Raw genomic sequence first — 25995 nt, forward strand, 5'->3', positions numbered from 1 at the left:
CGCAGCGAGAAGCCGAAGGGTGAAATGCGATGCCGACATCCCGCCGCATGCAGCGGCTCAACGACCAGATCCGCGATGAGCTGGCGGACCTGCTCGCCCGCGAAGCCCGCGATCCCCGCCTCCATGGCGTGATCAGCATCACCGGGGTTGAAACGGCGCCCGACTTGAGCATAGCGCGAATCTACGTGAGCGTCCTCGGGGACGAGAAGGAAGCCGAGGCCACCGTCGCGCAGATTCGCCGCGCGACGTCGTTCTTTCGACGCGAGCTGGCAGCGCGCCTGAACCTCCGTCGGACGCCTGATCTGGACTTTCGGCTCGATCGCACCATCGCCGAGGGCGCCAGGATTCAGGAGCTGCTGCGCGAGATTCACGGTGCGTAGGAGCCCGTCGACAGCGAGTCTCGGGCCGCCGCTGCAGGGCGCCCTCGCGGGATCGCGGCGGGTCTTCATCACGGCCCACGCGGACCCAGACCCGGACGCGCTCGGGAGCATGCTCGGCCTGTGCAACATCCTCCGGCGGGAGGGGTGGGACGCAACGCCCGTTTGCGTCGGACGCCGTCCGTCGTTCGCTGCGTCGCTCCCGGGCAACGAGTCCATCGTTTCGTTTCCGGATCGGCTGGGTCCTGGCGAGGCGCCCACCCTCCTGCTCAACGCCGGCGATGCGCTGGCCGTTATGGACACGCCGACCCCTGATCGAATGGCGGCCTTCTACGAGCTTCACCGTGACGTCCTGCACGATTGCCCGATCGTCGTTTTCGATCACCACTACACCAACACGCGGTTCGGCACCGTCAACTATGTCGATTCCGCGGCGGCCGCCACTGCCGAAGTCGTCACGAGGGTCCTCGACGCGAGCGGACTGGCTCTCGACGCGGCAAGCGCCACGTGCCTGATGACGGCACTCGTGGGAGACACTCAGGGGTTCCGGACCGAGAGCACCACGGTGGAGTCGCTTCGCTTGGGCGCGCGCTTTGCGGCGGCCGGGGCACCCATCTTCCGCACCGCTGAGCTGCTCTTCAGCACGCGCCCGCTCTCCGCCATCAAGCTCTGGGGCGCGGCAATGGCCCAAGTTCAGGAAGCCGAGGGGTTCCTCTGGACCTGGGTGACCAGCGACATGCTGGCTGCCGCCGAGGCAACCCTCGAGGACGCCGAAGGGCTGGTGAACTTTCTGCTGGCGTCTCAAAACACGCGCGTCGCCGTCGTCTTGAAGGAAACCCAAACGGGTGCCACCAAGGTCAGCATACGCACCATTCCCGGGGTCGACGCCACGAAGATCGCCGGGTATTTTGGCGGCGGGGGCCATCAGCGGGCGGCCGGATGCACAATTGACGCGCCGCCTCGCCAGGCTGCGGACCGGCTCATCCCGCGCGTTCTCGAGGAGCTCGCTTCGTCGGCTCCGCCTCCGTCCGTGTCCGCGCAGCGGCCGTGATCCGGCAAGCGTTTGAATCGATTGGCTGCCGACCGCATGGCCAGGCCATCCGCACCGCACGTCGATGGGTACCTGAACGTCCTGAAACCGCCTGGGCTGACGTCGCACGACGTCGTGGCTCGCGTGCGACGACTCACCGGCGCGCAGCGCGTCGGGCATACCGGAACGCTCGATCCGTCAGCGGCCGGCGTTCTGCCCCTCGCGCTGGGACGCGCGACGCGGACCGTCGATGCTTCCGCCTGGGACCGCAAGATGTACTGGGCCGACGTGCTGTTCGGCTTGTCCACGACCACGGACGACGCGGAGGGAGCGCCACTAGCTGTCGGCGACCCGTCGAATCTTGAAGAGTCCGACATTCGCGCGGCGCTGCGGAGCTTCATCGGGCAGATCGATCAGCGCCCACCGGCGTACTCGGCTGTGCACGTCGGGGGGGAGCGCGCGTATCGCGCGGCGCGGCGCGGCCTGGAGACCCGGCTCCCATCGCGCTCGGTCGTCATTCACGCAATACAGGTAGCGGTCTGGTCGCCGCCCCTGCTTTCGCTCCTCGTCGACTGCGGATCGGGTACCTACATTCGGGCTCTTGCGCGCGACATTGGCGAGGCGCTGGCCTGCCCCGCGCACCTGCAAGCGCTCGTCCGTCTCCGCGTCGGGCCCTTCGGGATTGGTGAAGCGACCGATCTCGCTTCGCTCGAAGCGCTCGGCGGTGGCGCAGCGTGGCTCTCGCTCGTTTGGCCACCGGACATCGCGCTGCGCGAGACGCCGGCTGTTGTCTCGCCATCGTCGCGGTCGTTAGACTTCCTCTACGGGCGACGATGGTGCGCGGCGGGCGCCGAGGCCGGACCCGATAGGCCGCTCCCGACGGCGCGGGATGAGCGACCCATCTCCGCCGCGCCCCGAGCCCGGATCTATTCCGTCGAGGGCGACCTCTTGGGCGTCGCCGTTCAACGCGACGGCGAGGAGTGGCAGCCCGTCCTCAGCTTTGTTCGGAGCCCGGCGCACCATCTGTCCTAAATGAGGTCCAGGTAAGCGCGTGGAGCACGACACTCCGGAAGTTGCCCTCACCATTGGTGTGTTCGATGGCGTCCATCGAGGCCATCAGGACCTCGTGCGCCGGATGGTCGAATCCGCGCGTCGCGCCGGCCTGGCAGCGCATTGCATCACGTTCGATCCTGATCCCGAGGCGTTTCTCCGTCCAGAGCGTCCGCCCAAGGCGTTGACCGATCCCGGCGAGCGCTCGTCGCTCCTTCGGGACCTCGGCGTCGAGTGCGTCGAAGTTGTCCCGTTCGACGCTGCCGTGGCGTCCGAGACGGCCGAACAATTCCTCCGCGACGTGAGTCAGCGGTGTCGGCCGCGCCAGATCTGGGTTGGCGAAGATTTCGCCCTCGGGCACGACCGCGCCGGTACAGTGCCCGTGATCCGGGAGCTTGGGAGATCGATGGGCTTTGACGTGACGTCGGTGCCGCTTCTGATGCACGCGGGTCGACCGATCAGCAGCTCGTGGGTGCGATCAGCCCTCGCGTCGGGCGACGTCGGGCTCGCCGAGAGGCTGTTGGGGCGCCCATACACGATCTCCGGCATCGTGGAACCGGGGGCCCGGCGTGGGCGGTTGCTCGGCTTTCCGACGGCCAACGTCTCGCCACCCCCCGGACGGGCGCTGCCTGCAGACGGCGTCTATTTCGTGATGGTCACCGTCACCTCGAGTCCGGACGGACCGGACCCATCGCCCACCCAGAGGCGGTTCGGTGTCGTGAACCTCGGGGGACGGCCGACTTTCGACGAGGCCGAGCGCCTGCTGGAAACGCACATCCTGGACTTCGCCGGAGACCTGTATGGCGCCCGACTTGCCGTATCCTTTCTTGCACAGCTTCGGGGGACTCAGCGCTTCGCGTCCATCGACGAGCTTCGATTGCAGATCGATCGGGACGTGGACCGGGCGCGCAAACTCGTGGCAGAGCGATCAGAGCGATCGTGATACAGCGCAAGGAGCGGTAGGATGCCCGTCTACGAATACTATTGCCGCCAGTGCGACACCAAGTTCGAGAAGCTCCAGCCGATGAGCGCCTCGGCCGAGCCCGCGGTCTGCCCGGAGTGCCACGCAGGGGCGCTGCGCACCCTCTCCGTCATCGCCGGTCGCGGGCACGGGGACGATGGGATCGGCGCAGGGGGGTGCGCCTGCGGTGGGGCGTGCAGCTGCGCCTGAGGAGCGCGCCAGTCATCGGGCCCGGCAGGCCGAGGCTGCGCCCTACTTCTGAGCGGCGTGTTCCGCCTTCAGCTTCTCCACGAGCTGCTGCGCCACGTGGGCCGGCACCTCCTGATAATGCGAGAAGCGCATCGAGTACGTGCCGCGTCCCTGGGTGAGCGCTCGAAGATCGGTCGCGTAGCGGAGAATTTCGGCCTGGGGGACGTCCGCCGAGATCGTCGTCGTTCCCCCCTCGGGGTTCATCCCGTGCACCTGCGCGCGTTTCGTGTTCAGGTCGCCGATGACGTCGCCGGTGAACTCGTCGGGGACGGTGATCTCGAGCTCCATGATGGGCTCGAGCAGCTCGAGGCCGGCCTCCGAGGCCGCCTTCTTGAACGCGAGCGAGCCGGCGATCTTGAATGCCATCTCCGACGAGTCGACGGGGTGTTCCTTTCCGTCATAGAGGGTCGCGCGCACGTCCACGACCGGATATCCGGCCAGGACGCCCTCCTCCATCGCCTCGCGAATGCCCTTCTCGACCGCTGGCCGATAACTCTGCGAGACCACGCCCCCGACGATCCGATCTACAAACTCAAACCCTCCGCCCCGCTCGAGCGGCTCCAGCTCGATCCAGCAGACCCCGTACTGGCCGTGGCCACCCGTCTGTCGGACGTACCGGCCCTCCGCTTTCGCCGATGACCGGATCGTCTCGCGGTAGGGCACGCGCGGCGTCGAGAGTGTCACGTTGACGCCGAACTTGCGCTGCATCCGCTCGCAGGCGATCTCCAGGTGCGATTCGCCGAGACCGGACAGAATCATCTCGCCAGTGGAGGACTCGCGATGCACCGACAGGGTGGGGTCTTCCTCGATCATCCGCGCGAGGGACGGGCTCAGCTTTTCGAGATCATTCTTCGTTTTCGGTTCGATGGCGGCAGAGTACGCCGGTTCCGGGAATTTGATGCGGGCGAGCGTGATCGGGTGGTCCTTTGTCGTCAGCGTGTCGCCCGTTCGGGTCTCGCTCAGCTTCGGCACCACCCCGATGTCACCCATGGGGATCGACGGGATCGGCTCTTGCTGCTTCCCACGCATCATGAAGAGCTGCCCGATGCGCTCTTCCTTCCGACGCTCGGAGTTCCAGACGTGGCTGTCGGAGTGCACCTCACCACGATAGGAGCGGAGGAAGCTCAGCCTCCCGATGAACGGATCGGAAATGGTCTTGAAGACCAGCGCCGCGACTCCGTCGGCTCCATCTCCCGATTCGATTCGCGGTTTTGCCTGAGAAGCCGGCGGCGCGAACGCGACGATGGCGTCGAGAAGGCTCCGGATCCCCCGCACCTGGAGGGCGGATCCGGCCAGGACGGGCACCACGCGTCCATCGGCGAAGCCCGAGCGGATCGCGGAGCGGATCTCGTCTGTGGAAAGCTCGCCCTCTTCGAGGTACTTTGTCAGGAGATCGTCGTTCAGCTCCGCCGCGGACTCGATCAACATCTCGCGATACCGCGCGACATCCCCAGCCGCGTCATCCGGAACTGACGCAGGGGCTCCCTTCTCGTCGAGGATGGCCTGCTCTGCAATGACGTCCGCGACGCCGCGAAACGCGCTTTCGGCGCCGATGGGGATCGAGAGCGCGAGAACGCCCGTGCCGAACCGCTCGCGGAGCTGGTCGAACACCTGATGGAAATTCGCGTTCTCGCGATCGAGCCGATTGACGAAGACCATGATGGGGCGGTCGTCGGCGGCGGCCTGTCGGCGAGCGGCATCGGTGCCGACCTGGAGACCGGAAACGCCGTCCACCACGAGCAGCGCAGTGTCGCTGACGGCCATCGCCTGGACCACCTCGCCGAAGAAGTCGGCGTAGCCGGGAGCGTCGATGACATTGATTTTCGTGTCGGTCCACTCCAGCGGCGCAAGCGCGGCGCTGATGGACATCTTGCGCTTCACTTCGTCGGGGTCGTAGTCGGTGGTGGCGGAGCCGTCATCGACGCGTCCGAGCCGACTGATCGCGCCCGCGTGGAAGAGCATCGCCTCTGCGAGCGTCGTCTTGCCGGCGCCGCCATGGCCGAACAATCCGACGTTGCGAATTGCATCAGCCGTGTAGCTCTTCATGACCTACTCTCCCAAAAAGCGGATTACCGTGAGCGCGGTGGCGCGTCAGGGCTCGCATCCCAGCACGCATGGTTAATATAGCAGAGGGGTTTTCGGGCGCCCCGAAGCGCGTTCTGAAGGGAGCTGACGTGATTCCAATCAGCGACAGTCCGCGACGGAGGTCGTTTCCCTGGGTCACGATTCTCATCATTGCCCTGAATATCGCCGTCTTTCTGTACGAGTTAACGCTCAACGGGACGCAGCTTGATCGATTCACCCAATCGGTGGGCGTGGTTCCCGTCGAGATCTCCACCGGACGCGACATCCCGCCCGCCGACCCTGGACCCGTCTACGTCACGCTCCTGACGTCCATGTTCGTGCACGGGGGATTCCTGCACATCGCCAGCAACATGCTCTATCTCTGGGTTTTCGGCGACAACGTCGAGGACGCATTCGGCCACCTCGGGTATCTCCTCTTCTATCTGGTGACGGGTGTCGTCGCCGGCCTTACGCAGGTCCTGATCAACACGACGGCGACGGTACCCAGCATCGGCGCCAGCGGCGCAATCGCCGGCGTCCTGGGCGCGTACCTGCTGCTGTACCCCAGAGCCGACGTGCGGACCATTCTGTTCATCGGGCCCTTCCTGACCGTGCCGCGAATATCCGCCCTCTTCTTGATTGGCTTCTGGTTCCTGACGCAGCTACTCTCGGGTGTTGCCGCGCTCGAGGTGAGCACGCAGCAAACCGGAGGTGTCGCATTCTGGGCGCACATCGGCGGGTTCATCTCGGGGTTCGTGCTCGCCCTCGTCTTTCGGCCGCGTCGGGCCGCGGTCTCCAGGACCGCGTGGTAGAATCCGATAGTGTCGAGCGCGCGTGCACTCGGCAACGTTGTCTATGCAGTTGGACAGACTTCTGAGGACGAGCTAGGGAACAGGTGTCAGGACACTCCAAGTGGGCACAGATCAAGCGGCAAAAAGGGGTCGCTGACGTCAAGCGCGGTCAAATTTTCACGAAGCTGGGACGGGAGATCTCCGTCGCGGTTCGGGAGGGCGGCCCCAACGCCGACGCCAATCCGCGACTTCGCCTCGCGATCGATCGCGCGCGGGCCGCGAACATGCCAATTGACACAATCGACCGCGCCATCAAACGCGCCGCCGGCGGCCCCGAGGGAGCAGCCCTCGACCAGGTGACCTACGAAGGGTACGGGCCCGGCGGGGCGGCGATCCTGGTCGAAGTCTTGACGGACAATCGCAACCGGGCCGTGGCCGAGGTGCGAAGCGCCTTCACCCGCGCTGGCGGCAGCCTCGGCGAAGCGGGCTGCGTCGCGTGGATGTTCAATCAGCAAGGGCTGCTCACCATCGAGGCGGACGGGAACGATCCAGACGAGATCAGCCTCTGGGCGATCGACGCCGGGGCGGAGGACGTGCGCGTGGACGGCAGCACGGTCGAGGTGTACACCGCTCCGGGCGATCTCGAGAGCGCTCGATCCGCCCTCGCCGCGCGCAAGGCGAACATCACCGGCGCGGAGCTGGCAATGGTGCCCACGACGTCGATCTCGCTCGACCCGAAGGAGGCGGCTTCGACGTTGCGGCTGATGGAGCGTCTCGAAGACCTGGACGACGTCCAAAAGGTCTACACGAACCTGGAGATCTCGGAGGAGGCGCTCGCCGAGTACGAGCAGCGGTGAGCGAGCGCGTTCGGACGATTCTCGGGATCGATCCGGGAATCGCGCTGCTCGGCTATGGTGTCGTGGAGTCCCGCGGCGAATCCCTCGCTCACCTGGAACACGGGTGTGTCGCCACTCCGTCCGGCACCGCGCTCCCAGCCCGTCTCCGGGCGCTGTACGAGGGCCTCAGCGGGGTCATTCGGCGGTATTCGATAACCGATGTTGCGATGGAGTCGCTATTTCACTCTCGGAACGTCACGACGGCGGTTTCCGTTGGGCAAGCCCGGGGCGTTGCGATGCTGGCGACGGTGTGTGGCGACACGGCGTACGCGGAATACACGCCAACGGCCGTGAAGCAGCTGGTCACGGGGTACGGCCGGGCTTCAAAGCGGCAGATGCAGGAGATGATTCGCCTGCTGCTGCGACTGGATTCGCTTCCCACGCCGGACGATGCCGCGGACGCGCTTGCCGTGGCGATCTGCCACGCCCGCCGCGCCGATCTCGACGCCATCGTCTCGAACGCCGCCGCTCGCGCGCAATGATTGCTGGCGTTCGGGGAGTGGTCCAGCGCGTCGGGCCGAACGACGTTGTGCTCGCGGTCGGGCCGGTGGATGTTCGTGTGTCGGTCCCTGCCAGAACAACTTCGGCGCTCGTCCCCGGGGACGAAATCGCGCTCCGTACCTACCTGTACGTACGTGAAGACCAACTCGCCCTCTATGGCTTTCACACCGGAGATGAGCTGGCCCTGTTCGAGCTGCTGATGACGGTCTCGGGCATCGGACCCAAAGCGGCCCTGGCGATTCTGTCGGTGCTGGAGGCCAACGAGGTTCGGCGCGCCATCAACCTGGGCAATGCGCAGCCGTTCACGCGCGCCCCGGGAGTCGGCGCGCGCGCAGCCGCGCGGATCGTGACCGATCTTCGTGGGAAGGTGGGCGCAGTGGAGGCGGAAGCCGAGGCCGTCTCAGATGTCGAGGTGGCCGCGCTCGGAGCATTGATGGCGATGGGGTATTCCAGCGGTGAGGCGAAGCGCGCCGTCGAGAACGCCGGCGCGCGGGACACCGTTGAGGATCTTCTCCGATCGGCCCTTGGAATTCTGGCCGATCGATGAAGAAATATTTGGCGGCCCCGGGGCGTTCTGAATCGCGCACGTCCGACCGGGCGGGGTCCACGACCGGTGTGAGCGGGGAGAGAAGGGGAACATATGGATGAGTTCGATCGGGAGCTAGAGGTGGAAGACGTTGCGCTGGCGGAGTCGGAGCCCGAAGAGCGCTATTTCATCGACGGGGAGTGGTACGACCGTCATGACCTGATCTTCAACGAAGTCGTGCAGGCGCGCATGTGCGCGCAATGTCAGGCGCGGCTGGGCGAGGAGACCGAGGAGCGGTACCCAGTGGCGGAACGTCGGACCGGACGCGTGACCTACGAGGTCCGCAGAGTCCAGTACGGCACCCGACCCATCCCCATCATTCGCGACTGCTGCTCACGCAAGAGCGGATACATCACGACCGACATGTCGGCCCTCGAGGCGGTATTTCGCATTCTCCTGGCAAACGGAAACCAGCCGATGCCGCTCGAGCACATCCGCGAGCAACTGCGGGAGTGGTGCCCGACCGGACGATGCCAGTGGCTCCTCATGCCCCTCGACGTGCTCCGGCAGGTCGTGCGCGGAGACCGATCCTACGGGTTGAAGCGGCACGAATTGCCAGACGTCGCCTGACGCGGAGTCCGCGGCGGCTCCTGTTCTCGACGCACATGGGTCAGCGGACGGGTTCGCTCGCGAGGATCGATTCGAGGTACCGGCGCAGCCCCGGGCCCAGATCGTCCCTTCGCAAAGCGAAATCGATGGTGGCCTGGAGAAATTCGAGCTTGTTCCCTGCGTCGTAGCGGCGGCCGTCGAACTCCATCGCGTATACGGGCTCGTCCTCAAGGAGCCGCATGATGGCATCCACGAGCCAGATCTCGTCGTCCTTGCCGGGTGGCGTGGACTCGAGGATCGGAAAGATGCTGGGCGGGAGTATCCATGCGTGAACGGTCGCGAGGTTTGACGGCGCGTCGTGCGCCGACGGTTTTTCGACAATCCTGCGAAGGCGATGCATCCGTCCGCCCATCGGCTCGGCGTCGATGATGCCGTACCTCGAGACGTCAGCGTCCGCGACGCGCATCACGGCGCCAATGGCGCCGCCAAACTGTTCGTAGGCAGCGATCATTTGGCGAAGACACGGGGTCGCCGCGTCGACGATGTCGTCACCCCAAACCATCGCAAAGGGCTCTGAGCCGACGGCGACCTGCGCGCAGAGGACGGCGTGGCCGTTTCCCTTGGGCTGTCCCTGTCGCACGTACGCGAACTCGGCCAGCTCCGTGATTTTCCGTACCATCTGGAGATCGTCCATTCGGCCGGCTGCCTCGAGCCGGGATTCCAGCTCAAACTGCGCGTCGAAGTGGTCTTCGATCGCCCGTTTGGATTGGCCGGTGATCACGACGATCTGCCGGATTCCCGAGGCTACGGCCTCCTCAACAACGTATTGAATCACTGGCTTGTCGACAATCGGAAGCATCTCCTTCGGGAGCGCCTTCGTGGCGGGGAGAAACCGCGTTCCGAGGCCAGCCGCGGGAATCACCGCCTTCCGAACGGTCATCCTCATTCACCAATCTCCTGAGCAGAATCAGTTGGACGGCTCGGGCTAACGTTCAGCAGTGACCCGCTGCTCTTCTTCGTCCAGCTCATGGATCCGCATTGGGGGCTCCGGCTCGACGGCGCCGGCGACGGAGAGCACGCGCGCTCGGCGCTCCGTAACGGTGAGCTTATAGAAGGATGCCATGGTGGCGATCACCGCGGCAGCGGGCGCACCGAAAATCGCGCCCCACGGACCGGCGAGGCGCGCGCCGATGAGCACGGCGGCCAGGACCACGGTCGGGTGCAGTCCGATCTCTTGCGCCATCACCTTCGGCTGGATGACGTTGACGACGAAGATGTTGAGGACCAGCGTCGGCAAGAGCGCGACCCACCAGCGCCCGGCATCAGCGGCGAGGACGACCAGGACGGTTGGAATCAGGCCCAGGCCGGGGCCCAGGAACGGAATGAACATCGCCACGCCCGCCGCTACGCTCGCCAGGGCAACGTAGGGCAGGCCGACTGTGGCCATGATGATGGCAACGCCGAGGCCGTAGACAAATGACTGGATAAACTGCCCCCGCAGAAACCCGCCGAACGACCGTTGAAGACTTCCCGTGAAGTAGAGAAAATCGTCGCGATACTGTGTGGGAACCGCTTGGAGCAGCGCCGCTCCAAGGTGAGGACCGTCCAACATGAAATAGACGGAGAGCACGACGATCAGGAGGATCTGCGCAGCAATTGACGCGGCCCCGGTCGCCAAGGACAATCCGTTGGCGACGAGTGCGGCTTCGATGGGGCGCAGAACTTCGTCAGCGTACGTCCCGACGGCAATTCCGTGCGCGGCGAGGAGTGCGGTCATCCCACTGCCAAGGATGGACACGCGTTCGACGATCTGCGGAAGCTGCTGAGCGGCGAGGGCGCTCTGGTCCGCGACGGCGGGCAGGAGCACCATGAACGCGCTGGTCATGGCCACCAGCACCGCGAGGTACACCAGGAGCACGGCGCCCGTGCGCGATAGCCACGCAAGCCGGGTGAGGCCCACTACGGTGGGCTCCAGGACGAAGGAAATGATCCAGGCGACCAGAAACAGGACCAGCAGGTCGCCGACGCGCGCGGCGAGGCCCCACACCATCTGGCCAAGATAGAGCGCAGCGATAATCGTGAGCAGGATGATGAGCGCCCGAAACCAGGGGTCCCGCGTGGGCGGCGTGGTTACATCGAATCGCAACGGGCCTCCAAAAGCGATTCTATCATCGAGGAGACCGCATGTCTGACCGGGCGACGCGATTTTCTGAGATCCTCGCCGCCACGCGCCTGTGCGCGATCACCGACCAGTCGCCGTCGGACGAGCGAATGCTGCAGATCGTCGACCGGCTCCTCGACGCGGGCGTACGGCTGATCCAATATCGTGATAAGGCGCGGTCGGACGGCGGCCGCGTCGTACTAGGACGGGCGTTGGCGACGCTAATCCACGCACGCGGAGGCCTCCTGATCGTGAACGACCGAGTGGACGTCGCGCTGGCCTGCGGGGCCGACGGGGCCCACCTGGGGCAGGATGACCTTCCGCTTGACGCGGGTCGCCGCATACTGGGACCGGACCTGCTCCTGGGGGCGTCGGCCTCCTATGCGGAGGAGATCCCCGCGATCGTCGCGGCTGGGGCCGACTACATCGGTTTCGGTGCCGTCTTCCCCACGGAGACGAAGCCCGACGCGGAGTACGCGGGTCTCGACCTGCTGAGAACGGTCGTACACAGCACGGCGCTCCCGGTCATTGGGATCGGGGGGATAACGGAGGCCAGGGCGCCAACGGTCCTTGCGCAGGGCGCCACCGGAGTCGCGGTGGTGAGCGCGCTGTTTGGCGCGCCCGATCCGGGATTGGCGGCCACACGCCTCTTGCGCGCCCTCAGCCGCTCGTCATCTTGATCGCCGCCAGCCAGACTGGTACACTTCGTCTGCTCGATTTCCGCAGGCAGGCGGTGATCGTCTGCCCGGCTTCCGACCGGAACCATGACACTCGAGCCCGGCGACGATCTGGGCTCCCAGCGCCAATACGCGTCGCCGCGTGCTGCCGACTTCGGACTGATCCGTTGATTCCCGGCGCAATGGCGCGCCGTCCGCCAATGAAGGAGGAGAGGAGCTTATGGATCTTGCCTTGGTGATTCCCATCGCTGGGATCGTGGCGGTACTCTTCGCCATGTATCTCGCGTGGGACGTTCTCCGCCGCGACACCGGCACAAAGGCGATGCAGGAAGTCGGCGGAATGATCTTCGAGGGAGCTACCGCCTTTCTCCGACGGCAGTACCAGACGATCGCGATGATCGCGATCGTCGCAGCCATCCTCGTCGGCGCGGTCCTCGGCGGAATCACCGGCGACTCATCCCTCGGGGTGAAGACCGCGATCGCATTTCTCGTGGGGGCCGCAGCCTCCGCCCTCTCTGGAATCATCGGGATGTACGTCGCGGTGCAGTCCAACGTTCGCACCGCCGCGGCAGCCCAGCGCAGCCTCAACGAGGCGATCACCGTCTCGCTTCGCGGCGGAGCGGTTTCCGGGTTCCTCATCGTCGCCCTGAGCCTCCTGGGCGTCGCGGGCATCTACTACCTCTACGGACACGACCCCATCAGCACTCCCGCGACGATCGTGGGTTTCGGCTTCGGAGCCAGCTTCGTCGCCCTTTTCGCGCAGCTGGGCGGAGGCATCTACACGAAGGCCGCGGACATGGGCGCTGACCTCGTAGGCAAGGTCGAGGCGGGGATCCCCGAGGACGATCCGCGGAACGCCGCCGTCATCGCGGACCTCGTCGGCGACAACGTGGGCGACTGCGCTGGTCGTGGCGCCGACCTCTTCGAATCAACGGCTGCCGAGAATATCGGGGCGATGATCCTGGGCGTTGCCATCGCCACACGAACAGGGCATGCCGAGTGGGTGCTCTTCCCGCTCATCGTCCGCGCCTTTGGCGTCTTCGCGACGATGATCGGGCTCCTGTGCGTGCCGCTGTGGGGAAGGATCAATCGTGACCCCGACCAGGACCCGATGAACGCCCTCAACTTCGGGTACTTCATCGCGGTCGGGCTTGCCACCTTGATGCTCTTCTACGTCACGACGACCGAGCTCCACGCCGTCGTCTTCTTCTGGGCCGGCCTCGTCGGCATTGTCACCAGCATCGCTATCGTCTTCATCACGCAGTTCTACACGGCTGGATCCTGGCGTCCGGTGCGCGAGATCGCGGACGCTGCACAGACGGGACCGGCGACGGTTATCGTCATGGGCGTCGCCGTTGGGTTCGAGACCACCGCGTCCACGGCCGTCGCCGTGGGCATCGCGCTCCTCGCCGCCTACGGCTTGGGCTCCCAGGCGGCCGCGGTGGTTCCGGTCGCCGCCGGCCAGCCGCCGCTGTCACCCGCTGAGGGCGGCCTGTTCGGAACCGCCGTCGCCACGATGGGGATGCTCATGACGGCGGCATACGTGCTGGCGATGGACACGTTCGGGCCCATCACCGACAACGCGAACGGCGTGATCGAGATGGCCGGCGCTGGCGGGCAGGCCCGGGATATCACCGATCGCCTGGACGCGGTCGGCAACACCACCAAGGCTCTCACCAAAGGCTACGCGATGGCCTCGGCGGCGCTGGCCGCGTTCCTGCTGTTCGGCGCGTATGGCGACACCGTGCGCGAGGGCGTTTGTCGCAAGTTGGGCCAACCCCTCACCACCTGCACCTATAACTTCTCGGTAGACCTCACGCGGGTGGAAATCTTCGTCGCCGCGCTTCTCGCGGTCATGCTGGTGTTCCTCTTCAGCTCGCTCGCAATCCGCGCCGTGTCCAAGGCCGCCTCGGCCATCATCGAAGAGGTTCGCCGCCAGTTCCGCGAAGAACCGGGAATCATGGCAGGCTCCGTCCGTCCGGATTACGGCCGGGCCGTCGACATCACGACGCGGGCCGGGCTCCGCGAGATGATTGCGCCGGGCATGCTGCCGATCTTCGCGTCGTTGGTCGTCGGGCTCCTCTTCAAGGCGCTCCATCTCGACGCGCCCGAGGCCGTCGGCGCGTTGCTGATGGTTGGAACGATCGCGGGGATCATCCTCGCCACGGTGCTCAACAACGGCGGCGGCGCATGGGACAATGCGAAGAAGTACATCGAGGCTGGGCACCTGCGCGACGTCGGCGGGGGCGTGCTGGGGAAGGGCACCCAGGCGCACGCCGCGGCCGTCGTGGGTGATACCGTCGGCGATCCGTTCAAAGACACGGCGGGCCCATCGTTGCACGTCCTGGTGAAGCTCTTGAGCACCATCACCCTCGTGCTGGCGCCCCTGTTCATCTAAAGAGAGGCGAACGATGACCGAACTCCACGAGCTGCTCGACGGACGCCGACCCGAAAACTCCACGGTCGAAGTGGGAGACACGGTGCGGGTGCACGTGCGCGTCGTCGAGGGCGGCAAAGAGCGCGTGCAGGTCTTCGAAGGGATCGTTGTCGGCGAGCACCGGCCAAAGCAGGTCGACGGCACGTTTACCGTGCGGCGGATTGCTCATGGCATCGGCGTCGAGCGAACATTCCTGTTCGCCTCTCCGCGCATTGACAAGGTGGAGGTGGTCCGCCATGGGGAGGTCCGCCGAGCCAAGCTCTACTATCTCCGCGGACTCACCGGCAAAGCAGCGCGCATCCGCGAGCGCCGTACGCCCCGACCTGCGAATTGAATCGCTCCTTTGGAGCCATGGCGCCGGCACTATCGCCGGTGTGGATGAGGCTGGCCGCGGCGCGTGGGCCGGCCCCGTGGTCGCGGCCGCTGTGGTCTTCCCCAACGATCGGTCGCTGGTGGAGTCGCTGATCGAGGGCCTCCCCGGCGGAACCGACCGTCGGACTTCCTTCGCCGGCATCCGCGATTCCAAGCAGCTCAGCCCCGCTCAGCGCGCCTCCGCCGATCGTGTCATCCGGGCATCCGCGCGAGGAATCGGGCTCGGCGTAGTCCCTCCCCAGGTCATCGATGAGATGGGGCTGGCACTCGCCGGCCAGCTCGCCCTGTGGCGCGCCGTGTGCAGCCTGTCGGCTCAGCCCGACCACGTGCTCGTGGACGGATTTCACCTCTGGTCTCCCCAGTTCCCGCAGACCGCGATCATCCACGGCGATGCAATCTGCGCGAGCATCGCGGCCGCGTCGATCGTGGCCAAGGTTGCGCGGGATCGGTTGATGGAGCGCCTGGAGGTCGATGCCCCCGGGTACGGCTTCGGCCAAAATCGCGGATACGGGACGGCTGCGCACGCGCGCGCGTTGCGCGAGCGTGGACCCTCCTGCCACCATCGGCGGAGTTTTGCGCCCCTCGTCGAGCTTACCGGCAGCGTCGATGGATAGCCGAAGGGCAACCGGGCGTCTGGGAGAGGAGATCGCCACCGCTTTTCTCTCCCGCAAGGGCTACCGGATCCTGGAACGCAATGTTCGCACGCGGTATGGTGAGATCGATATCGTCGCGCGTGATGGCAATTGCCTGGTCTTCGTGGAGGTCCGGACCGTTCGAACGACTTTTGTGCTGCCTGAGGAGTCGATCTCTCCGCGAAAGCAGCATCGCATGATAGCGCTTGCTCAACAGTACCTTCAGCGGGCAGGAAACAGCAACGACGACTGGCGCGCGGACGTCGTCGCCGTCGAGCTGACGGCCGACGGCCGCGCGGGGGAGATTCGCCACGTCGTGAACGCGGTGGAGGCGGTGTGAGGGCGCTAACCGCCAGGCCCGGGCGCGAAGGCTCGACGCGCACCATTGGGGATCGTCCGAACGCGCGGACGCGTGGCATCCTTCCTCCCACGCAATCCTCCCCCATGCGGCTCGGTCGGGCACTCTCGGTCCTCGGGTTTTGCTCGCGGCGAGAGGCTGAGCGCCAGATTGGTCAGGGACGCGTGGCGGTCGATGGACACACGGTTACGGACCCGGCGCATCTGGTTGCGCTCGACGCGGCGAAGATCAGCGTCGACGGACACGTCATAAGTGCTCCGCAGGAGCGGACCTACCTGGCCGCGTACAAGCCGATCGGCGTCACGACGACCATGCGCGATCCGCACGCGGCGCGCACGATCGCGGAGCTGGCGCCGGGCCATGGCCGCCTGTTCCCAGTCGGGAGGCTCGACCGCGACTCAGAAGGGCTCATCCTGTTGACGAACGACGGCGTTTTCGCGAATTTCGTCGCGCACCCGCGGTACAGAGTGGAGCGAGAGTATGTGGCGATGATCGATCGCGCGCTCACGGACCGCGACCTGCGGCGATTGCGGCGTGGCATCGTCATTGACGGCCAGCCGGTCGTCCCGGCGGCCGTGGAGATAGCAGCTCCCGACGCGCTGCCCACGGGCGAGCGAGGCCGCGCGCGCGAACACTGGGTGCGCGTGGTTCTGCGCGAAGGTCGGAACCGCGAGGTGCGTCGACTCCTCGCGTCCGCGGGAGTCGGGGTCTCTCGCCTCGTCCGGGTGCGAATCGGTCCTGTTCGGCTCGCGGGCCTGCGGCCCGGACAATATCGACCTCTGCGCCGACAGGAGATCGCGCAGCTCTCGCGTGGATATGCCCGCGGCGTCGAGCGTCGGGCGCTGCGGAGCGGCCCGCGCCGAGCCGAATCGCCGGGTTTCGATCCCGGCGACACGGCACGGCTAGTGGTCGCCATCGATGGGCCGGCCGCTTCGGGAAAGTCCACCGTCGGACAGGCTGTCGCACGGCGGCTCGGAGCCACCTTTCTCGATACCGGGCTCCTGTATCGGGCCGTCACGCTGGTTGCCCTCGAGGGTGGCGTTCCCCCGTCCGACGAGCGCGCGCTCGCGGAACTCGCACGCTCATTGAAGGTGCGCGTGGCGGAGCGCGGGGCCGGTACGGAGGCGGCGACGGTGGTGTTCATCGACGAGCGCGACGTGACCAACGCGCTTCGCTCACCGGACGTCGACGCTCACGTGTCGACGGTCGCCGCCCATGAGCAGGTGCGAGCCGCGCTGATCCCGGTCCAGCGGCGGGCGGCAGAAGCACGTCGGATCGTGGCCGTCGGTCGTGACATCGGCACAGTGATCTTTCCCGACGCTGCGGTGAAAGTGTTTCTCGATGCGTCAGAGCACGAGCGCGCGCGACGACGCGCGCTCGAATCCACCGGCGTGGCGTCCTCGGAGGCTGTGCGGGCAGAGATCGCGCGGCGTGATGAAACGGATCGGTCCCGCGCCGTCGCTCCCCTCCGACCCGCACCGGACGCGACGGTCATCCAGACCGACGGTCTCACCATCGAAGACGTCACGGATCGCATCGTCGATCTCGTCGCCGCGGCAGAACGCGATCGTGCTTGACGCCGGTTCCTGGTCGCCCGTTCCGCCGGGCGGCGCCCTGTACCACGCCATTCGTCGGACGGCGCAGGGCGTCGGGCTTTCGCTGGCGCGTCCCCACGTTATCGGGGGTGATCGCGTGCCGCGCCGCGGCGGCGTCCTGATCGTCTCGAACCACGCCAGCATCGCCGACCCGCTGATCCTCGTGGCGGCCTCCCCCAGGCCCATCACCTTCATGGCGAAATCTGAGCTGTTTCGACGATGGTACGCGCGGCTTGCGGCGCGCCTGACCGGGGGCGCCTTCCCCGTGCGGCGCGGACAGCATGATGTGCGCGCGATCCGGGCCGCGCTCGACCTGCTCCACCGCGGTCATGCCGTGGTCGTATTTCCCGAAGGCACCCGTCAGCCCGGCGGACTCGGTGAGGCGCATGTCGGCGTCAGCTACCTGGCCACGCGAGGCCGATGTCCTATTCTGCCGGTCGCCATCGTGGGAAGCGAACACGTCGCGGGCGTCGGAAGCCTGGTCCACCGGCCGCCGATTGAGGTTCGGTTCGGGGAGCCCTTCGCGCTTACAGCCGACGATGGAGACGCCGAGGCGCTGTCGCGACGCATTATGGAGCGCATCGCGGCCCTGCTCCCGCTGGATCGACGGGGCGTATATGGATCGAGTGGAGACATCGTCCATGCATCGTAGGGTGGCCAGCGCCGACGTCACCCAGCCCATCGGACCAAGACGCGCACGCCTCCCCCACGGCGACGTCATCCGCGTGCTCCTCGATGGACCCGCTGCGGTTGCTGGCCTGCGGGCGGGCGATCGAGTCCTCGCGGTCAACGGGCTCGTTCCTCGCGATATCATCGACGTTCGCCTTGACGCCACGTCCGAGCACGTCGAGCTCGACGTCGAGCGGAACGGCGAACGGATCGTCATCGCGGTGGACAAGCGCGTGGACGAAGATCTCGGAGTCGAGTTCGCCAGCGCGGCTTTCGACCGAATGAAGACCTGCAACAACCGCTGCGCCTTCTGCTTCATTGGAGGGTTGCCGCCGGGTCTTCGCAGAAGCCTCTACATCAAAGACGATGATTTTCGCTATTCGTTCCTCTACGGGAACTTCACGACGCTGACCAATCTCTCAGAGCACGAGTGGCAGCGCATCATCTTCCAGCGGCTGAGCCCGCTCCGCGTATCGGTCCACGCCACAGATCTCGACCTCCGCCGTGAGATCCTCGGAAACCCACACGCCCCGGACATACTGGCGCAGATCGATGAGCTGGCCCCCCACGACATTCGGATCCATGCGCAGATCGTTTTGATGCCGGACAAGAACGACGGCGAGCACCTCCAGCGAACCATCAGCGACCTGATGGCTCGGTACCCGACCGTCGAGAGTGCAGCCGTGGTGCCTGTCGGTTTCACCACCCATAACCAGCCTGCGACCATGCGCGCCGTCGAGGCATCCGACGCCGACTCCGCGATCCGAATCGTGGAATCGGCCCAACGTCGGTGTCGACGTGCCCTCGGCGTGGGCTTCGCGTATGCCAGCGATGAGCTGTACCTCCTCGCGGGCAGGCGCCTGCCGGCGCACCGCTCTTACGACGGGTATCCGCAATACCACAACGGCGTGGGATTGATTCAATCGTTCCGGACCGACTGGCGCCGCGTCGCCCGGAGGCGACCGGCATCCGTTGACCCGGCACGGAGCGTCGGGTGGGCGACCGGGCCGCTCCTCGCACCGATCCTCGAGGAGATGGCGGCGGACTTGGCTCCCGTGCGCGGCCTCCGCGTCGACGTCTTTCCGATATCCAGCTCGCTGTTCGGCGGGTCCGTGACGGTGGCGGGTCTGCTCTCCGGGGCTGACGTAGTCGCCCAGCTCGCGGCGCGGCCATTCGATCGGCTCGTGCTCTCGCGCTCGATGTTCGACGCCGCCGGCGAGCGCACCATCGATGGGTGGACCGCTCGGGACATCGGCGCGCGGATTGATCGCGAGGTCGTGGTGGCGAGCGGCGCGTCCGGTCTCCTCGAAGCGACGCTGGGCGCCCCGGCATCGGTTAGGATGCAGGTAACGAACCCTCGAGACGAGATCAACGCCGACGGCGTCGGCGACGGAGACGCGGTATGTGCGGCATCGTAGGCTACACTGGCGCCCACGACTCGGCGCGCCTGATCCTGGAAGCGCTCCGCCACCTGGAGTATCGCGGCTACGATTCCGCCGGCATCGCGGTGATCACGCCAGACGGTCGCCTGGAGATCCGCAAGGCCGTCGGAAAGCTGGAGCGCCTGGCATCAATGCTGAATGGCACGGCGCCACCAGGCTTTACTGGCATCGGCCACACGCGATGGGCCACGCACGGGCGCCCATCGGACGAGAACGCGCACCCGCACACGGATTGCAGCGGGCGGGTCTGTGTGGTCCACAATGGCGTGGTCGAGAACTATGAGGAGCTGCGCCACGAGCTTCAGGCCGCCGGCCACAGGCTTGCGTCAGAGACCGACACCGAGGTCATAGCCCACCTCATCGAGGACGAGCTGGGCGGCGCGCGCGCGAGCGCGGGGTCCCGCGACGGCCACGAATCCGCGCTGTTGGAAGCGACGAGACGGGCCCTTGCCCGCGTGCGGGGGCTCTACGCTATAGCGGCCGCCTCGCTCGACGAGCCGGACCTCGTCGTCGGCGCACGCAATCGCGCGCCCCTCATCGTCGGGCTGAGCCCCGACGGGAACTTCGTCGCCTCGGACGTCCCGGCGGTGCTCGATTACACCCGCGACGTCCTGAGGCTCCGCGAGGGCGAGCTCGTCGCCGTGCGACCGGGCGCCGTCACCGTCATCGATCGCCACGGAACGGTCGTGCTGCGCGAGCCCGAGTCGCTCACCCTCGATCGATCAGCGGCGGAGAAGGGCGGTTATCCCCACTTCTTTTTGAAGGAAGTGCACGAGCAGCCGGAGGCCATCGAGCGCACGCTCGCCGGGCGGCTCGACGGCGGACGGGTGCGCCTCCCGGAGATGGACGCCATCGACGCATCGCGCGTCCGACGCGTCATCCTCACTGGATGCGGCAGCGCCTATCACGCGTGCATGATGGCCCGCTACGCGTTCGAGCCGTGGCTGCGCATCCCCATCGACGTCGAGATCGCGTCGGAGCTCCGGTATCGCGATCCGACCATCGACGAGGACGTGCTCTGCATCGGGGTCAGCCAGAGCGGCGAGACGGCGGACACGCTGGCCGCGTTCGAGCTGGCCGGTGAGCGCGGGGCGCAGCGTATCGCCATCACGAATGTCGTCGGCAGCGCCATCACTACCCTCGCCGAGAGCGTCCTGTATCAGCACTCGGGTCCCGAAGTCGCCGTCGTCGCGTCGAAGAGCGTCACCGGGCAGTTGGTGACCCTGTCGCTGCTCGGCACCTGTCTTGCGCATCGGTTGGGGCGCCTCTCCCCAGAGGATATGCGCGCCAACGTCGAGACGCTCGGCTCCTTGCCCGCGCTCGTGGAACGCGCACTCAGCACGGCGGCCGAGGCGTCACGAATCGCCGAGCAGCACGCAACGGTGGATAAGCTCCTGTTTCTCGGCCGAGGCGTTGGGTATCCGACCGCGCTAGAAGGAGCCCTGAAGCTCAAGGAGATCTCGTACATTCAGGCCGAGGGCTACCCGGCGGGCGAGCTGAAGCACGGGCCGTTGGCGCTCGTCGAGGCCGGATCGCTCGTGATGGTCCTGGCCACCCAGAGCGCGACGCTGGAGAAGGTACTCAGCAACATCGAAGAAGTGCGCGCCCGGGGAGGCCACATTATCGCCATCGCGTCCGAGGGCGACGATCGCGTTGCGGCCCACGCCGACGAGCTGATCCACGTCCCCGCCACGCCAGAGCTGTTCTCTCCCGTCGTCAACGTCATTCCGATGCAGCTCTTCGCCTACTACGCTGCGATCGCGCGCGGCTGCGACGTGGACAAACCGCGGAACCTGGCCAAATCCGTCACGGTCGAATAGCGATCGGTTCGATGGGCGCAACCAGGGTCGTGCGCCACAGGGCGATGCAGTGACCGCGCCGCGTCAAGCCGATGCCGCCCAGTTGCGCGTGGCGCTCGTCGCGCCGTTTGGCCTACGGCCGAAGGGCACGACCGCCGCCCGCGTCATGCCCATCGCGCGGGTTCTTGCGAGCGAAGGGGCCGCAGTCCGGGTAGTCATCCCGCCGTGGGATGACCCGGCGTCCGCGCGACAGCGCTGGCTGCTTGGCCTCGTGGACGTCGTCCACACGCGCGCGAGCACCCCGCCCCTGGGGCCGGCGGCCGTTGCGGCCCAGATCTTTCGGACCGTGCAGACCTGGCGTCCACACGTGGTCCACGCTTTCAAACCGATCGGGTACAGCGGGCTCGCCTCGTGGCCGCTGGCTCGCATGATGGGATCGGACGGACGCCGGCGCAGGCCGCTCGTCATCGTCGATGCTGACGACCTCGAAGGCCTCCGGGGCTGGGCTGGACGCGAACGCATGGGCCTGGCGGGCGCTCTCCGAGGAGCCCAGGAACGGTGGACGCTGCGGCGGGCCGACGGTGTTACGGTGGCGAGCCGGTGGCTGGAATCGTACGTGTCCGAGCTGGGCGTTTCACCGGAGCGCGTACGGTATCTCCCGAATGGGCAGGAAGTCGGCCCCGAACACTGCGAGGCTCGGGGGCGCGATGCGGCATCCCAATCGGCCCGGCAGCCGCGCCTTCTCTGGTACACCCGATTCACCGAGGCGGACCCCGAGCGCGCCGCACGGCTGGTCGCTCCACTCCTGGCGCACGGCGCTGCGCGCCTCACCGTCGTTGGGGAGGAGATCCACGACGGATCGCGCGAAGCGCTCCGGAGCGCCTGTGCGCGCCATGGCATCGACAATCGCATCGAATGGGCTGCGTACGACCCGGCGGTGCTCGGGGCGCTCCCCCGGGACCCATCGCCGCTCGTGGCGATTTACCCTCTGGACGACGACCTGGTCAACCGGGCTCGGTGCCCGTCGAAAATTCCCCAGCTCATGGCGCTCGGGATACCCGTCGTGGCCGAAGCGGTAGGCGAAGCCGTATCGTACCTCGCCGGTTTCGAGGAGCGCTGCCTCGCCGCGCCGGGCGACACGCAGGGCTTCCGTACGCGCGTCGACCGACTGCTGAACGACGACGGTACGCGCCGCGCCGTCGCGACCGGGCTCCGCGCGGCCGCGGAGCGCTGGCGCTGGGACCGGACGGCGGCCGGATTGTTCGAGTGGTATCGCACCGCACTCGCCCGGGCGGGCCATTGACTCGCCAGGTCCGCTCGGACGAACCGCCTGCCGGAACCCGCGACGCTTCCGTCGGCCCGTCGGGCGGAAGCCCCCGAAAGACGGTGGTGATCTACACGGACGGGGCCTGTCTCGGAAACCCCGGCCCGGGCGGCTACGGCGCGATTCTCCTCTTCGAACGCCATCGAAAGGAGCTTTCCGGCGGCTTCAACCCGACCACGAACAATCGAATGGAGCTCCGAGCAGCGATTGTGGCCCTCGAGGCCCTGCGCGAGCCGTGTAACGTCGTCCTCCACAGCGATTCGGAATACGTGGTGAAGGCGATGACGCTGGGCTGGGCGGAGCGGTGGGAAGCTGCCGGGTGGCGACTGGCCTCGAGACAGCCCGCCGCAAACGTCGACCTATGGGAGCGCCTGCTCGCCCAGTGTCGGCGCCACCAGGTGACATTTCGGTGGGTCCAGGGGCACGCTGGCGACCCGGAGAACGAACGCGCCGACCAGCTCGCCATGCGCGCGGCGCTCGGTCCAAGCCTACCCAGGGACGAGGGATACCAGCCTTCGCCGAGGCCGGGGCCCCGTCGGGGTCGGTAAGGGGGCCGGCGGCCGGACCGCCGCCGCTTCAAGCCAGCGCTTCCGACGCCTCGGCCGGCTGGACGATGACGATCCGGCCGAACAGCTCGTCCTGCACCAGTGAGACACGGCCCTGGCGGGCAAGGGTGAGGCACGCCAGAAACGCCGCGACCCGCGCGTCGCGCGTGTCGCCGGCGATCTCGTGAAGCATCACCTCGCCACGCGCTTCCAGCTCCACGAGTATGCGGGCCGAGGTGTGCTCGACGGAGGCCCGCACGATCTTCGGAGCGATGGTGGGAACGCTCGCCGCGCGTTCGCGGCCGTCGAGCGCGAGGAAGACGGCGCGCAGGCGCATCGGGGCGATCGGCGCAAGCATGCGCGTGCTGGATTCCGCGTGCGCTCGGGCTGGGCCAATGTGCGACAGGGGCCCAAGTGCAAGACGCGACGCCAGCCAGCTCCGCCTGATGGGCAGCTCGGGAGGTGGGCCGGTCCAGGTCGACGTTTGCTCCAGCAGAGCCTCGTCGGAGTGGCCAACCAGGCGCCGTGATTTGAGGAGCGCGAGGCGCGCCGCGCTCTCCAGGACCCCGCACAGCTCCTCGAGTGACGGCTGGGATTCGCCGCGTCGGCCGAGCAGCCAGCGGACGAGGTCCCCCAGGCGCACGAGCGTGAAGTCCAGCCGACCGCGATCGAGCAGGTCCCGAATGCGTTGGAGGAAGCGGCTCGGCCCCGGCAACCAATGGCGGGCCCGTGCCTCTTCGATGCGAGTGACCGTCAAACGCGGCCTATCCCCACGCGACTGTCTCCACCCGGGGGCAGGTGGGCGAGCACACTCTTAGGTTGCCACAAGCGCAGGCGAGAAACGCGGCCGGCAGGCCTACAAAGCCATCACAGTCCGTTGCGCCAGGGCGCGCGAGGTGCCGCGCGGCGCGGAGCTGCGGGTGCCGGAGCGTGCGCGCGATTGCCGCTTCACCCGCGACTCGGCTCCGAGTCCCACCAGCAGGGGCGATCGACCTCGCCAGGGACTCCCGCAGTGTCCCACAGCGCTGACCACCGTCGAGTCGCGCGCCGTCACCGACGACGTCCGCGGCGTGCTCGTCGGCCGCCACCCCCGATCGATTTTCGAGTACATTTGGACGACAAGAAAACCGTCGCTTTACGGGAGGAACGCGATGGCAGCGACAGCGGAAGTACCCCTCGCGGTCCAGGCGGGCGCGATGGACGCCATGGAAGTCAAGCTCGACCACACGATCGTGCTCGCCCCGGATAAGCTCAGCTCAGCCCTCTTCCTGGGATACATTCTGGGCCGGCCCTACACCGGTATGTTCGCTCGGTTTGCCCCGGTCAAGCTGGATGACGAGCTCTGCCTCGACTACGCGGACGCGGAGAATGACGATTTTGAGCGCCGCACCTTCACCCTACTGGTGTCTGACGACGAATTTGACGGGATCCGCGGGCGCCTTGAAACCGAACGAGTTCCCTTCGGGAGTGAACTCGAGCAGATCGGCAACAAGCAGCTCAACAATCGGGGCGGAGGCCGGGGGCTGTTTTTCAAGGACCCTAATGGTCACATCTTCGAGATCACGACAGTCCCCTACCAGATGATCTAGCACAGGAGGATAAGGTGAGCGTTCGCATGCATCACGCGCTCGTGCCCTCCAAGGACGCGGAGGCATCGGCCACATGGTTCGCCAAGGTGATGAACTTGCCCCGTGAAGGGACGAGCGTCCGGCTCAACGACGTCCAGGTGCTGGAGTTCGTGCCCCATGGCCGACACTCGGGCCAGGGCGGAGAGCGCCACTTCTGCTTCCGAGTGGGGGATCAGCAATTCGATCAGCTCTTGGAGCGCGTCCGCGCGGAGGGCATCACGATTCGGAGCGATCCCGGCGGCGCCATGCACCCCGGCGCAAACAAGACAACCGGGCAGATCAACTACTATCACTACGGGCGCGGTTTCTACTTCACCAGTCCGGACGGTCACGGGTTCGAGGCCATCACCATGCCGTACGTCCGTGGCAAGGGCGGCCACCAGGGAGACCAGCAGGCCTAGACCTGCACGCGATCCTCGCGCCGTAGCGTCAGGTCGACGCGGTTCAGCAGCTCGACGGCGAGGGGGCTGGCAGCTCGGTCGACGCGGGCGCGGGGGTTGGCTCGCATGCTGCGCGGAGCTCCGTCACGTACTCCCGGACCGCGGCGATCCAGCGATCGCGTCCCGCGCTCCCGAGCAGGTCCGCGATGGCGCTCGCCACGACGACGGCGTCCGCGTACGGCCGGACCGCCGCGATGTGCTCGGGTCGCGCGATGCCGAAGCCGATGAGGAGCGGGACCGGGACCGCGGCCCGTACCGCCCGCATGAAATCTGGCAGCCGGTCCGAAACCTGCGCGCGCACGCCGGTCGTGCCGAGGAGCGAGACGCAGTAGACGAACCCGCGGGCAGTCCTGCCGACCTCTGCGAGGCGCTCGGGCGTCGTCGTGGGCGCCACCATCTGGATGACGTAGAGGCCCTCGGCCTCCGCTCGCGCAATGAGCGGCCCCGACTCGACGGACGGTAGATCGGGCACGATCAGCCCGTCGACCCCCGCCCGCGCGGCATCGGCGGCGAAACGGCCGAGGCCGTAACGGTGAATCGGGTTGTAGTAAGTCATGATGATGAGCGGCGCCGATACCAACCGGCGCAGGCGGCCAGCCGCCTCGATGGTCCACGGGAGGGATGCGCCATTGCGCAGCGCAACCTCCCCGGCGCGCTGGAGCGTCGTCCCGTCCGCGAGCGGATCCGAGAACGGTACGCCCAGCTCAATTCCATCCCCGCCCGCCGCGATTGCGGCCGCCGCGAGCTTCTCCGTGGCGTCTAGCTCGGGAAATCCGGCCGTGAGATAGGGGAACAGCCCGACCCGGCCCTCGGCGCGGATCGCCGCGAACGCGTCGTCGATGCGATTGCCTGTCACTGTCGA

28 protein-coding genes are annotated in these 25995 nt (G+C 67.1%); 23 read left to right on the forward strand and 5 right to left on the reverse strand.

Annotated features, from left to right (window positions below; all coding sequences use genetic code 11):
• The first annotated feature begins 29 nt into the window (after positions 1-29).
• Genes rbfA through VFC51_06240 form a run of 5 tightly spaced genes read left to right on the forward strand, consistent with a single transcriptional unit; the run spans position 30 to position 3628 of the window.
• Positions 30-380, forward strand: coding sequence for a 30S ribosome-binding factor RbfA (rbfA, locus tag VFC51_06220; GenBank protein ID HZT06608.1), 351 nt, complete (start codon positions 30-32; stop codon positions 378-380).
• Positions 373-1428 (forward strand): bifunctional oligoribonuclease/PAP phosphatase NrnA, encoded by a 1056-nt coding sequence (locus VFC51_06225; protein ID HZT06609.1) that lies wholly within the window; start codon positions 373-375, stop codon positions 1426-1428. The genes rbfA and VFC51_06225 overlap by 8 nt, the downstream gene beginning before the upstream one ends.
• A 36-nt stretch (positions 1429-1464) precedes the next feature.
• Complete coding sequence (gene truB / locus VFC51_06230) at positions 1465-2439, forward strand: tRNA pseudouridine(55) synthase TruB (GenBank protein ID HZT06610.1); 975 nt, start codon at positions 1465-1467, stop codon at positions 2437-2439.
• 19 nt (positions 2440-2458) lie between these two features.
• Positions 2459-3400, forward strand: coding sequence for a bifunctional riboflavin kinase/FAD synthetase (locus VFC51_06235; GenBank protein ID HZT06611.1), 942 nt, complete (start codon positions 2459-2461; stop codon positions 3398-3400).
• A 21-nt stretch (positions 3401-3421) separates the two neighbouring features.
• Positions 3422-3628, forward strand: a complete 207-nt coding sequence (locus tag VFC51_06240) for a zinc ribbon domain-containing protein (GenBank protein ID HZT06612.1) — start codon at positions 3422-3424, stop codon at positions 3626-3628.
• 42 nt (positions 3629-3670) lie between these two features.
• On the opposite strand, the gene fusA is transcribed toward VFC51_06240, so the two are convergent.
• Positions 3671-5713: an elongation factor G gene (fusA, locus tag VFC51_06245; GenBank protein ID HZT06613.1), complete on the reverse strand. Its 2043-nt coding sequence runs from the start codon at positions 5711-5713 to the stop codon at positions 3671-3673.
• 128 nt (positions 5714-5841) lie between these two features.
• Between fusA and VFC51_06250 the strand changes: the two genes are divergently transcribed.
• From VFC51_06250 to VFC51_06270, 5 genes are all read left to right on the forward strand, one after another.
• Positions 5842-6543: a rhomboid family intramembrane serine protease gene (locus VFC51_06250; protein HZT06614.1), complete on the forward strand. Its 702-nt coding sequence runs from the start codon at positions 5842-5844 to the stop codon at positions 6541-6543.
• Between the two features lie 83 nt (positions 6544-6626).
• A complete protein-coding gene (locus VFC51_06255) occupies positions 6627-7379 on the forward strand; it encodes a YebC/PmpR family DNA-binding transcriptional regulator (GenBank protein ID HZT06615.1) in 753 nt (250 codons plus the stop codon).
• A complete protein-coding gene (gene ruvC / locus VFC51_06260; protein ID HZT06616.1) occupies positions 7376-7900 on the forward strand; it encodes a crossover junction endodeoxyribonuclease RuvC in 525 nt (174 codons plus the stop codon). The genes VFC51_06255 and ruvC overlap by 4 nt, the downstream gene beginning before the upstream one ends.
• A 17-nt stretch (positions 7901-7917) precedes the next feature.
• Entirely contained in the window at positions 7918-8466 is a 549-nt protein-coding gene (gene ruvA / locus VFC51_06265; protein HZT06617.1) for a Holliday junction branch migration protein RuvA, read from the forward strand.
• A 93-nt stretch (positions 8467-8559) separates the two neighbouring features.
• Positions 8560-9075, forward strand: coding sequence for a hypothetical protein (locus tag VFC51_06270; GenBank protein HZT06618.1), 516 nt, complete (start codon positions 8560-8562; stop codon positions 9073-9075).
• 40 nt (positions 9076-9115) lie between these two features.
• Here the strand turns inward: VFC51_06270 and galU are convergent, their stop codons facing one another.
• On the reverse strand, positions 9116-10000 hold the full coding sequence (galU, locus tag VFC51_06275) for a UTP--glucose-1-phosphate uridylyltransferase GalU (GenBank protein ID HZT06619.1): 885 nt from the start codon (positions 9998-10000) through the stop codon (positions 9116-9118).
• A gap of 39 nt (positions 10001-10039) precedes the next feature.
• On the reverse strand, positions 10040-11200 hold the full coding sequence (locus VFC51_06280) for an AI-2E family transporter (GenBank protein ID HZT06620.1): 1161 nt from the start codon (positions 11198-11200) through the stop codon (positions 10040-10042).
• 38 nt (positions 11201-11238) lie between these two features.
• Here VFC51_06280 and thiE point away from each other — a divergent pair, with 38 nt between their 5' ends.
• The 11 genes from thiE to rnhA all read left to right on the forward strand — a co-directional run bounded on the left by thiE (position 11239) and on the right by rnhA (position 23068).
• Positions 11239-11895 carry a thiamine phosphate synthase gene (gene thiE, locus VFC51_06285; protein ID HZT06621.1) on the forward strand — a complete coding sequence of 219 codons (657 nt, stop codon included), beginning with the start codon at positions 11239-11241 and terminating at the stop codon, positions 11893-11895.
• A gap of 217 nt (positions 11896-12112) precedes the next feature.
• Positions 12113-14290 (forward strand): sodium-translocating pyrophosphatase, encoded by a 2178-nt coding sequence (locus VFC51_06290; protein ID HZT06622.1) that lies wholly within the window; start codon positions 12113-12115, stop codon positions 14288-14290.
• Between the two features lie 13 nt (positions 14291-14303).
• A complete protein-coding gene (rplS, locus tag VFC51_06295) occupies positions 14304-14663 on the forward strand; it encodes a 50S ribosomal protein L19 (GenBank protein ID HZT06623.1) in 360 nt (119 codons plus the stop codon).
• Between the two features lie 31 nt (positions 14664-14694).
• Positions 14695-15315: a ribonuclease HII gene (locus VFC51_06300; protein HZT06624.1), complete on the forward strand. Its 621-nt coding sequence runs from the start codon at positions 14695-14697 to the stop codon at positions 15313-15315.
• Complete coding sequence (locus VFC51_06305; protein HZT06625.1) at positions 15308-15673, forward strand: YraN family protein; 366 nt, start codon at positions 15308-15310, stop codon at positions 15671-15673. Before VFC51_06300 ends, VFC51_06305 begins: the two co-directional genes overlap by 8 nt.
• The gene (cmk, locus tag VFC51_06310) at positions 15670-17268 is read left to right on the forward strand and encodes a (d)CMP kinase (protein ID HZT06626.1); all 1599 of its coding nucleotides are present in this window, start codon (positions 15670-15672) and stop codon (positions 17266-17268) included. Before VFC51_06305 ends, cmk begins: the two co-directional genes overlap by 4 nt.
• Positions 17261-17938, forward strand: a complete 678-nt coding sequence (locus tag VFC51_06315; GenBank protein HZT06627.1) for a lysophospholipid acyltransferase family protein — start codon at positions 17261-17263, stop codon at positions 17936-17938. Before cmk ends, VFC51_06315 begins: the two co-directional genes overlap by 8 nt.
• Complete coding sequence (locus tag VFC51_06320; protein ID HZT06628.1) at positions 17928-19373, forward strand: DUF512 domain-containing protein; 1446 nt, start codon at positions 17928-17930, stop codon at positions 19371-19373. The genes VFC51_06315 and VFC51_06320 overlap by 11 nt, the downstream gene beginning before the upstream one ends.
• Positions 19358-21217 carry a glutamine--fructose-6-phosphate transaminase (isomerizing) gene (gene glmS / locus VFC51_06325; GenBank protein HZT06629.1) on the forward strand — a complete coding sequence of 620 codons (1860 nt, stop codon included), beginning with the start codon at positions 19358-19360 and terminating at the stop codon, positions 21215-21217. Before VFC51_06320 ends, glmS begins: the two co-directional genes overlap by 16 nt.
• A gap of 49 nt (positions 21218-21266) precedes the next feature.
• The gene (locus VFC51_06330) at positions 21267-22499 is read left to right on the forward strand and encodes a glycosyltransferase (GenBank protein ID HZT06630.1); all 1233 of its coding nucleotides are present in this window, start codon (positions 21267-21269) and stop codon (positions 22497-22499) included.
• A gap of 83 nt (positions 22500-22582) precedes the next feature.
• Positions 22583-23068, forward strand: coding sequence for a ribonuclease HI (gene rnhA, locus VFC51_06335; GenBank protein HZT06631.1), 486 nt, complete (start codon positions 22583-22585; stop codon positions 23066-23068).
• A 28-nt stretch (positions 23069-23096) separates the two neighbouring features.
• Here the strand turns inward: rnhA and VFC51_06340 are convergent, their stop codons facing one another.
• Positions 23097-23822, reverse strand: coding sequence for a hypothetical protein (locus tag VFC51_06340; GenBank protein ID HZT06632.1), 726 nt, complete (start codon positions 23820-23822; stop codon positions 23097-23099).
• Positions 23823-24216: 394 nt separating this feature from the next.
• On the opposite strand from VFC51_06340, the gene VFC51_06345 reads away from it, so the two are divergent.
• On the forward strand, positions 24217-24654 hold the full coding sequence (locus VFC51_06345) for a VOC family protein (protein HZT06633.1): 438 nt from the start codon (positions 24217-24219) through the stop codon (positions 24652-24654).
• A 14-nt stretch (positions 24655-24668) separates the two neighbouring features.
• Positions 24669-25094 (forward strand): VOC family protein, encoded by a 426-nt coding sequence (locus tag VFC51_06350; GenBank protein ID HZT06634.1) that lies wholly within the window; start codon positions 24669-24671, stop codon positions 25092-25094.
• A 43-nt stretch (positions 25095-25137) separates the two neighbouring features.
• Here VFC51_06350 and trpA read toward each other — a convergent pair whose 3' ends face one another.
• Positions 25138-25989: a tryptophan synthase subunit alpha gene (trpA, locus tag VFC51_06355; GenBank protein HZT06635.1), complete on the reverse strand. Its 852-nt coding sequence runs from the start codon at positions 25987-25989 to the stop codon at positions 25138-25140.
• Positions 25990-25995 lie beyond the last annotated feature (6 nt).

The sequence above is a fragment of the Chloroflexota bacterium genome, from assembly GCA_035652535.1.
GTDB lineage: Bacteria > Chloroflexota > UBA6077 > UBA6077 > SHYK01 > DASRDP01.

Excerpts from the sequence above, each read along its gene's own strand:
- rbfA (HZT06608.1), top strand. The coding sequence starts at position 30 with ATGCCGACATCCCGCCGCATGCAGCGGCTCAACGACCAGATCCGCGAT.
- truB (HZT06610.1), top strand. The coding sequence starts at position 1,465 with ATGGCCAGGCCATCCGCACCGCACGTCGATGGGTACCTGAACGTCCTG.
- VFC51_06240 (HZT06612.1), top strand. The coding sequence starts at position 3,422 with ATGCCCGTCTACGAATACTATTGCCGCCAGTGCGACACCAAGTTCGAG.
- fusA (HZT06613.1), bottom strand. The coding sequence starts at position 5,713 with ATGAAGAGCTACACGGCTGATGCAATTCGCAACGTCGGATTGTTCGGC.
- VFC51_06270 (HZT06618.1), top strand. The coding sequence starts at position 8,560 with ATGGATGAGTTCGATCGGGAGCTAGAGGTGGAAGACGTTGCGCTGGCG.
- galU (HZT06619.1), bottom strand. The coding sequence starts at position 10,000 with ATGAGGATGACCGTTCGGAAGGCGGTGATTCCCGCGGCTGGCCTCGGA.
- thiE (HZT06621.1), top strand. The coding sequence starts at position 11,239 with ATGTCTGACCGGGCGACGCGATTTTCTGAGATCCTCGCCGCCACGCGC.
- VFC51_06290 (HZT06622.1), top strand. The coding sequence starts at position 12,113 with ATGGATCTTGCCTTGGTGATTCCCATCGCTGGGATCGTGGCGGTACTC.
- rplS (HZT06623.1), top strand. The coding sequence starts at position 14,304 with ATGACCGAACTCCACGAGCTGCTCGACGGACGCCGACCCGAAAACTCC.
- VFC51_06305 (HZT06625.1), top strand. The coding sequence starts at position 15,308 with ATGGATAGCCGAAGGGCAACCGGGCGTCTGGGAGAGGAGATCGCCACC.
- VFC51_06320 (HZT06628.1), top strand. The coding sequence starts at position 17,928 with ATGCATCGTAGGGTGGCCAGCGCCGACGTCACCCAGCCCATCGGACCA.
- glmS (HZT06629.1), top strand. The coding sequence starts at position 19,358 with ATGTGCGGCATCGTAGGCTACACTGGCGCCCACGACTCGGCGCGCCTG.
- VFC51_06345 (HZT06633.1), top strand. The coding sequence starts at position 24,217 with ATGGCAGCGACAGCGGAAGTACCCCTCGCGGTCCAGGCGGGCGCGATG.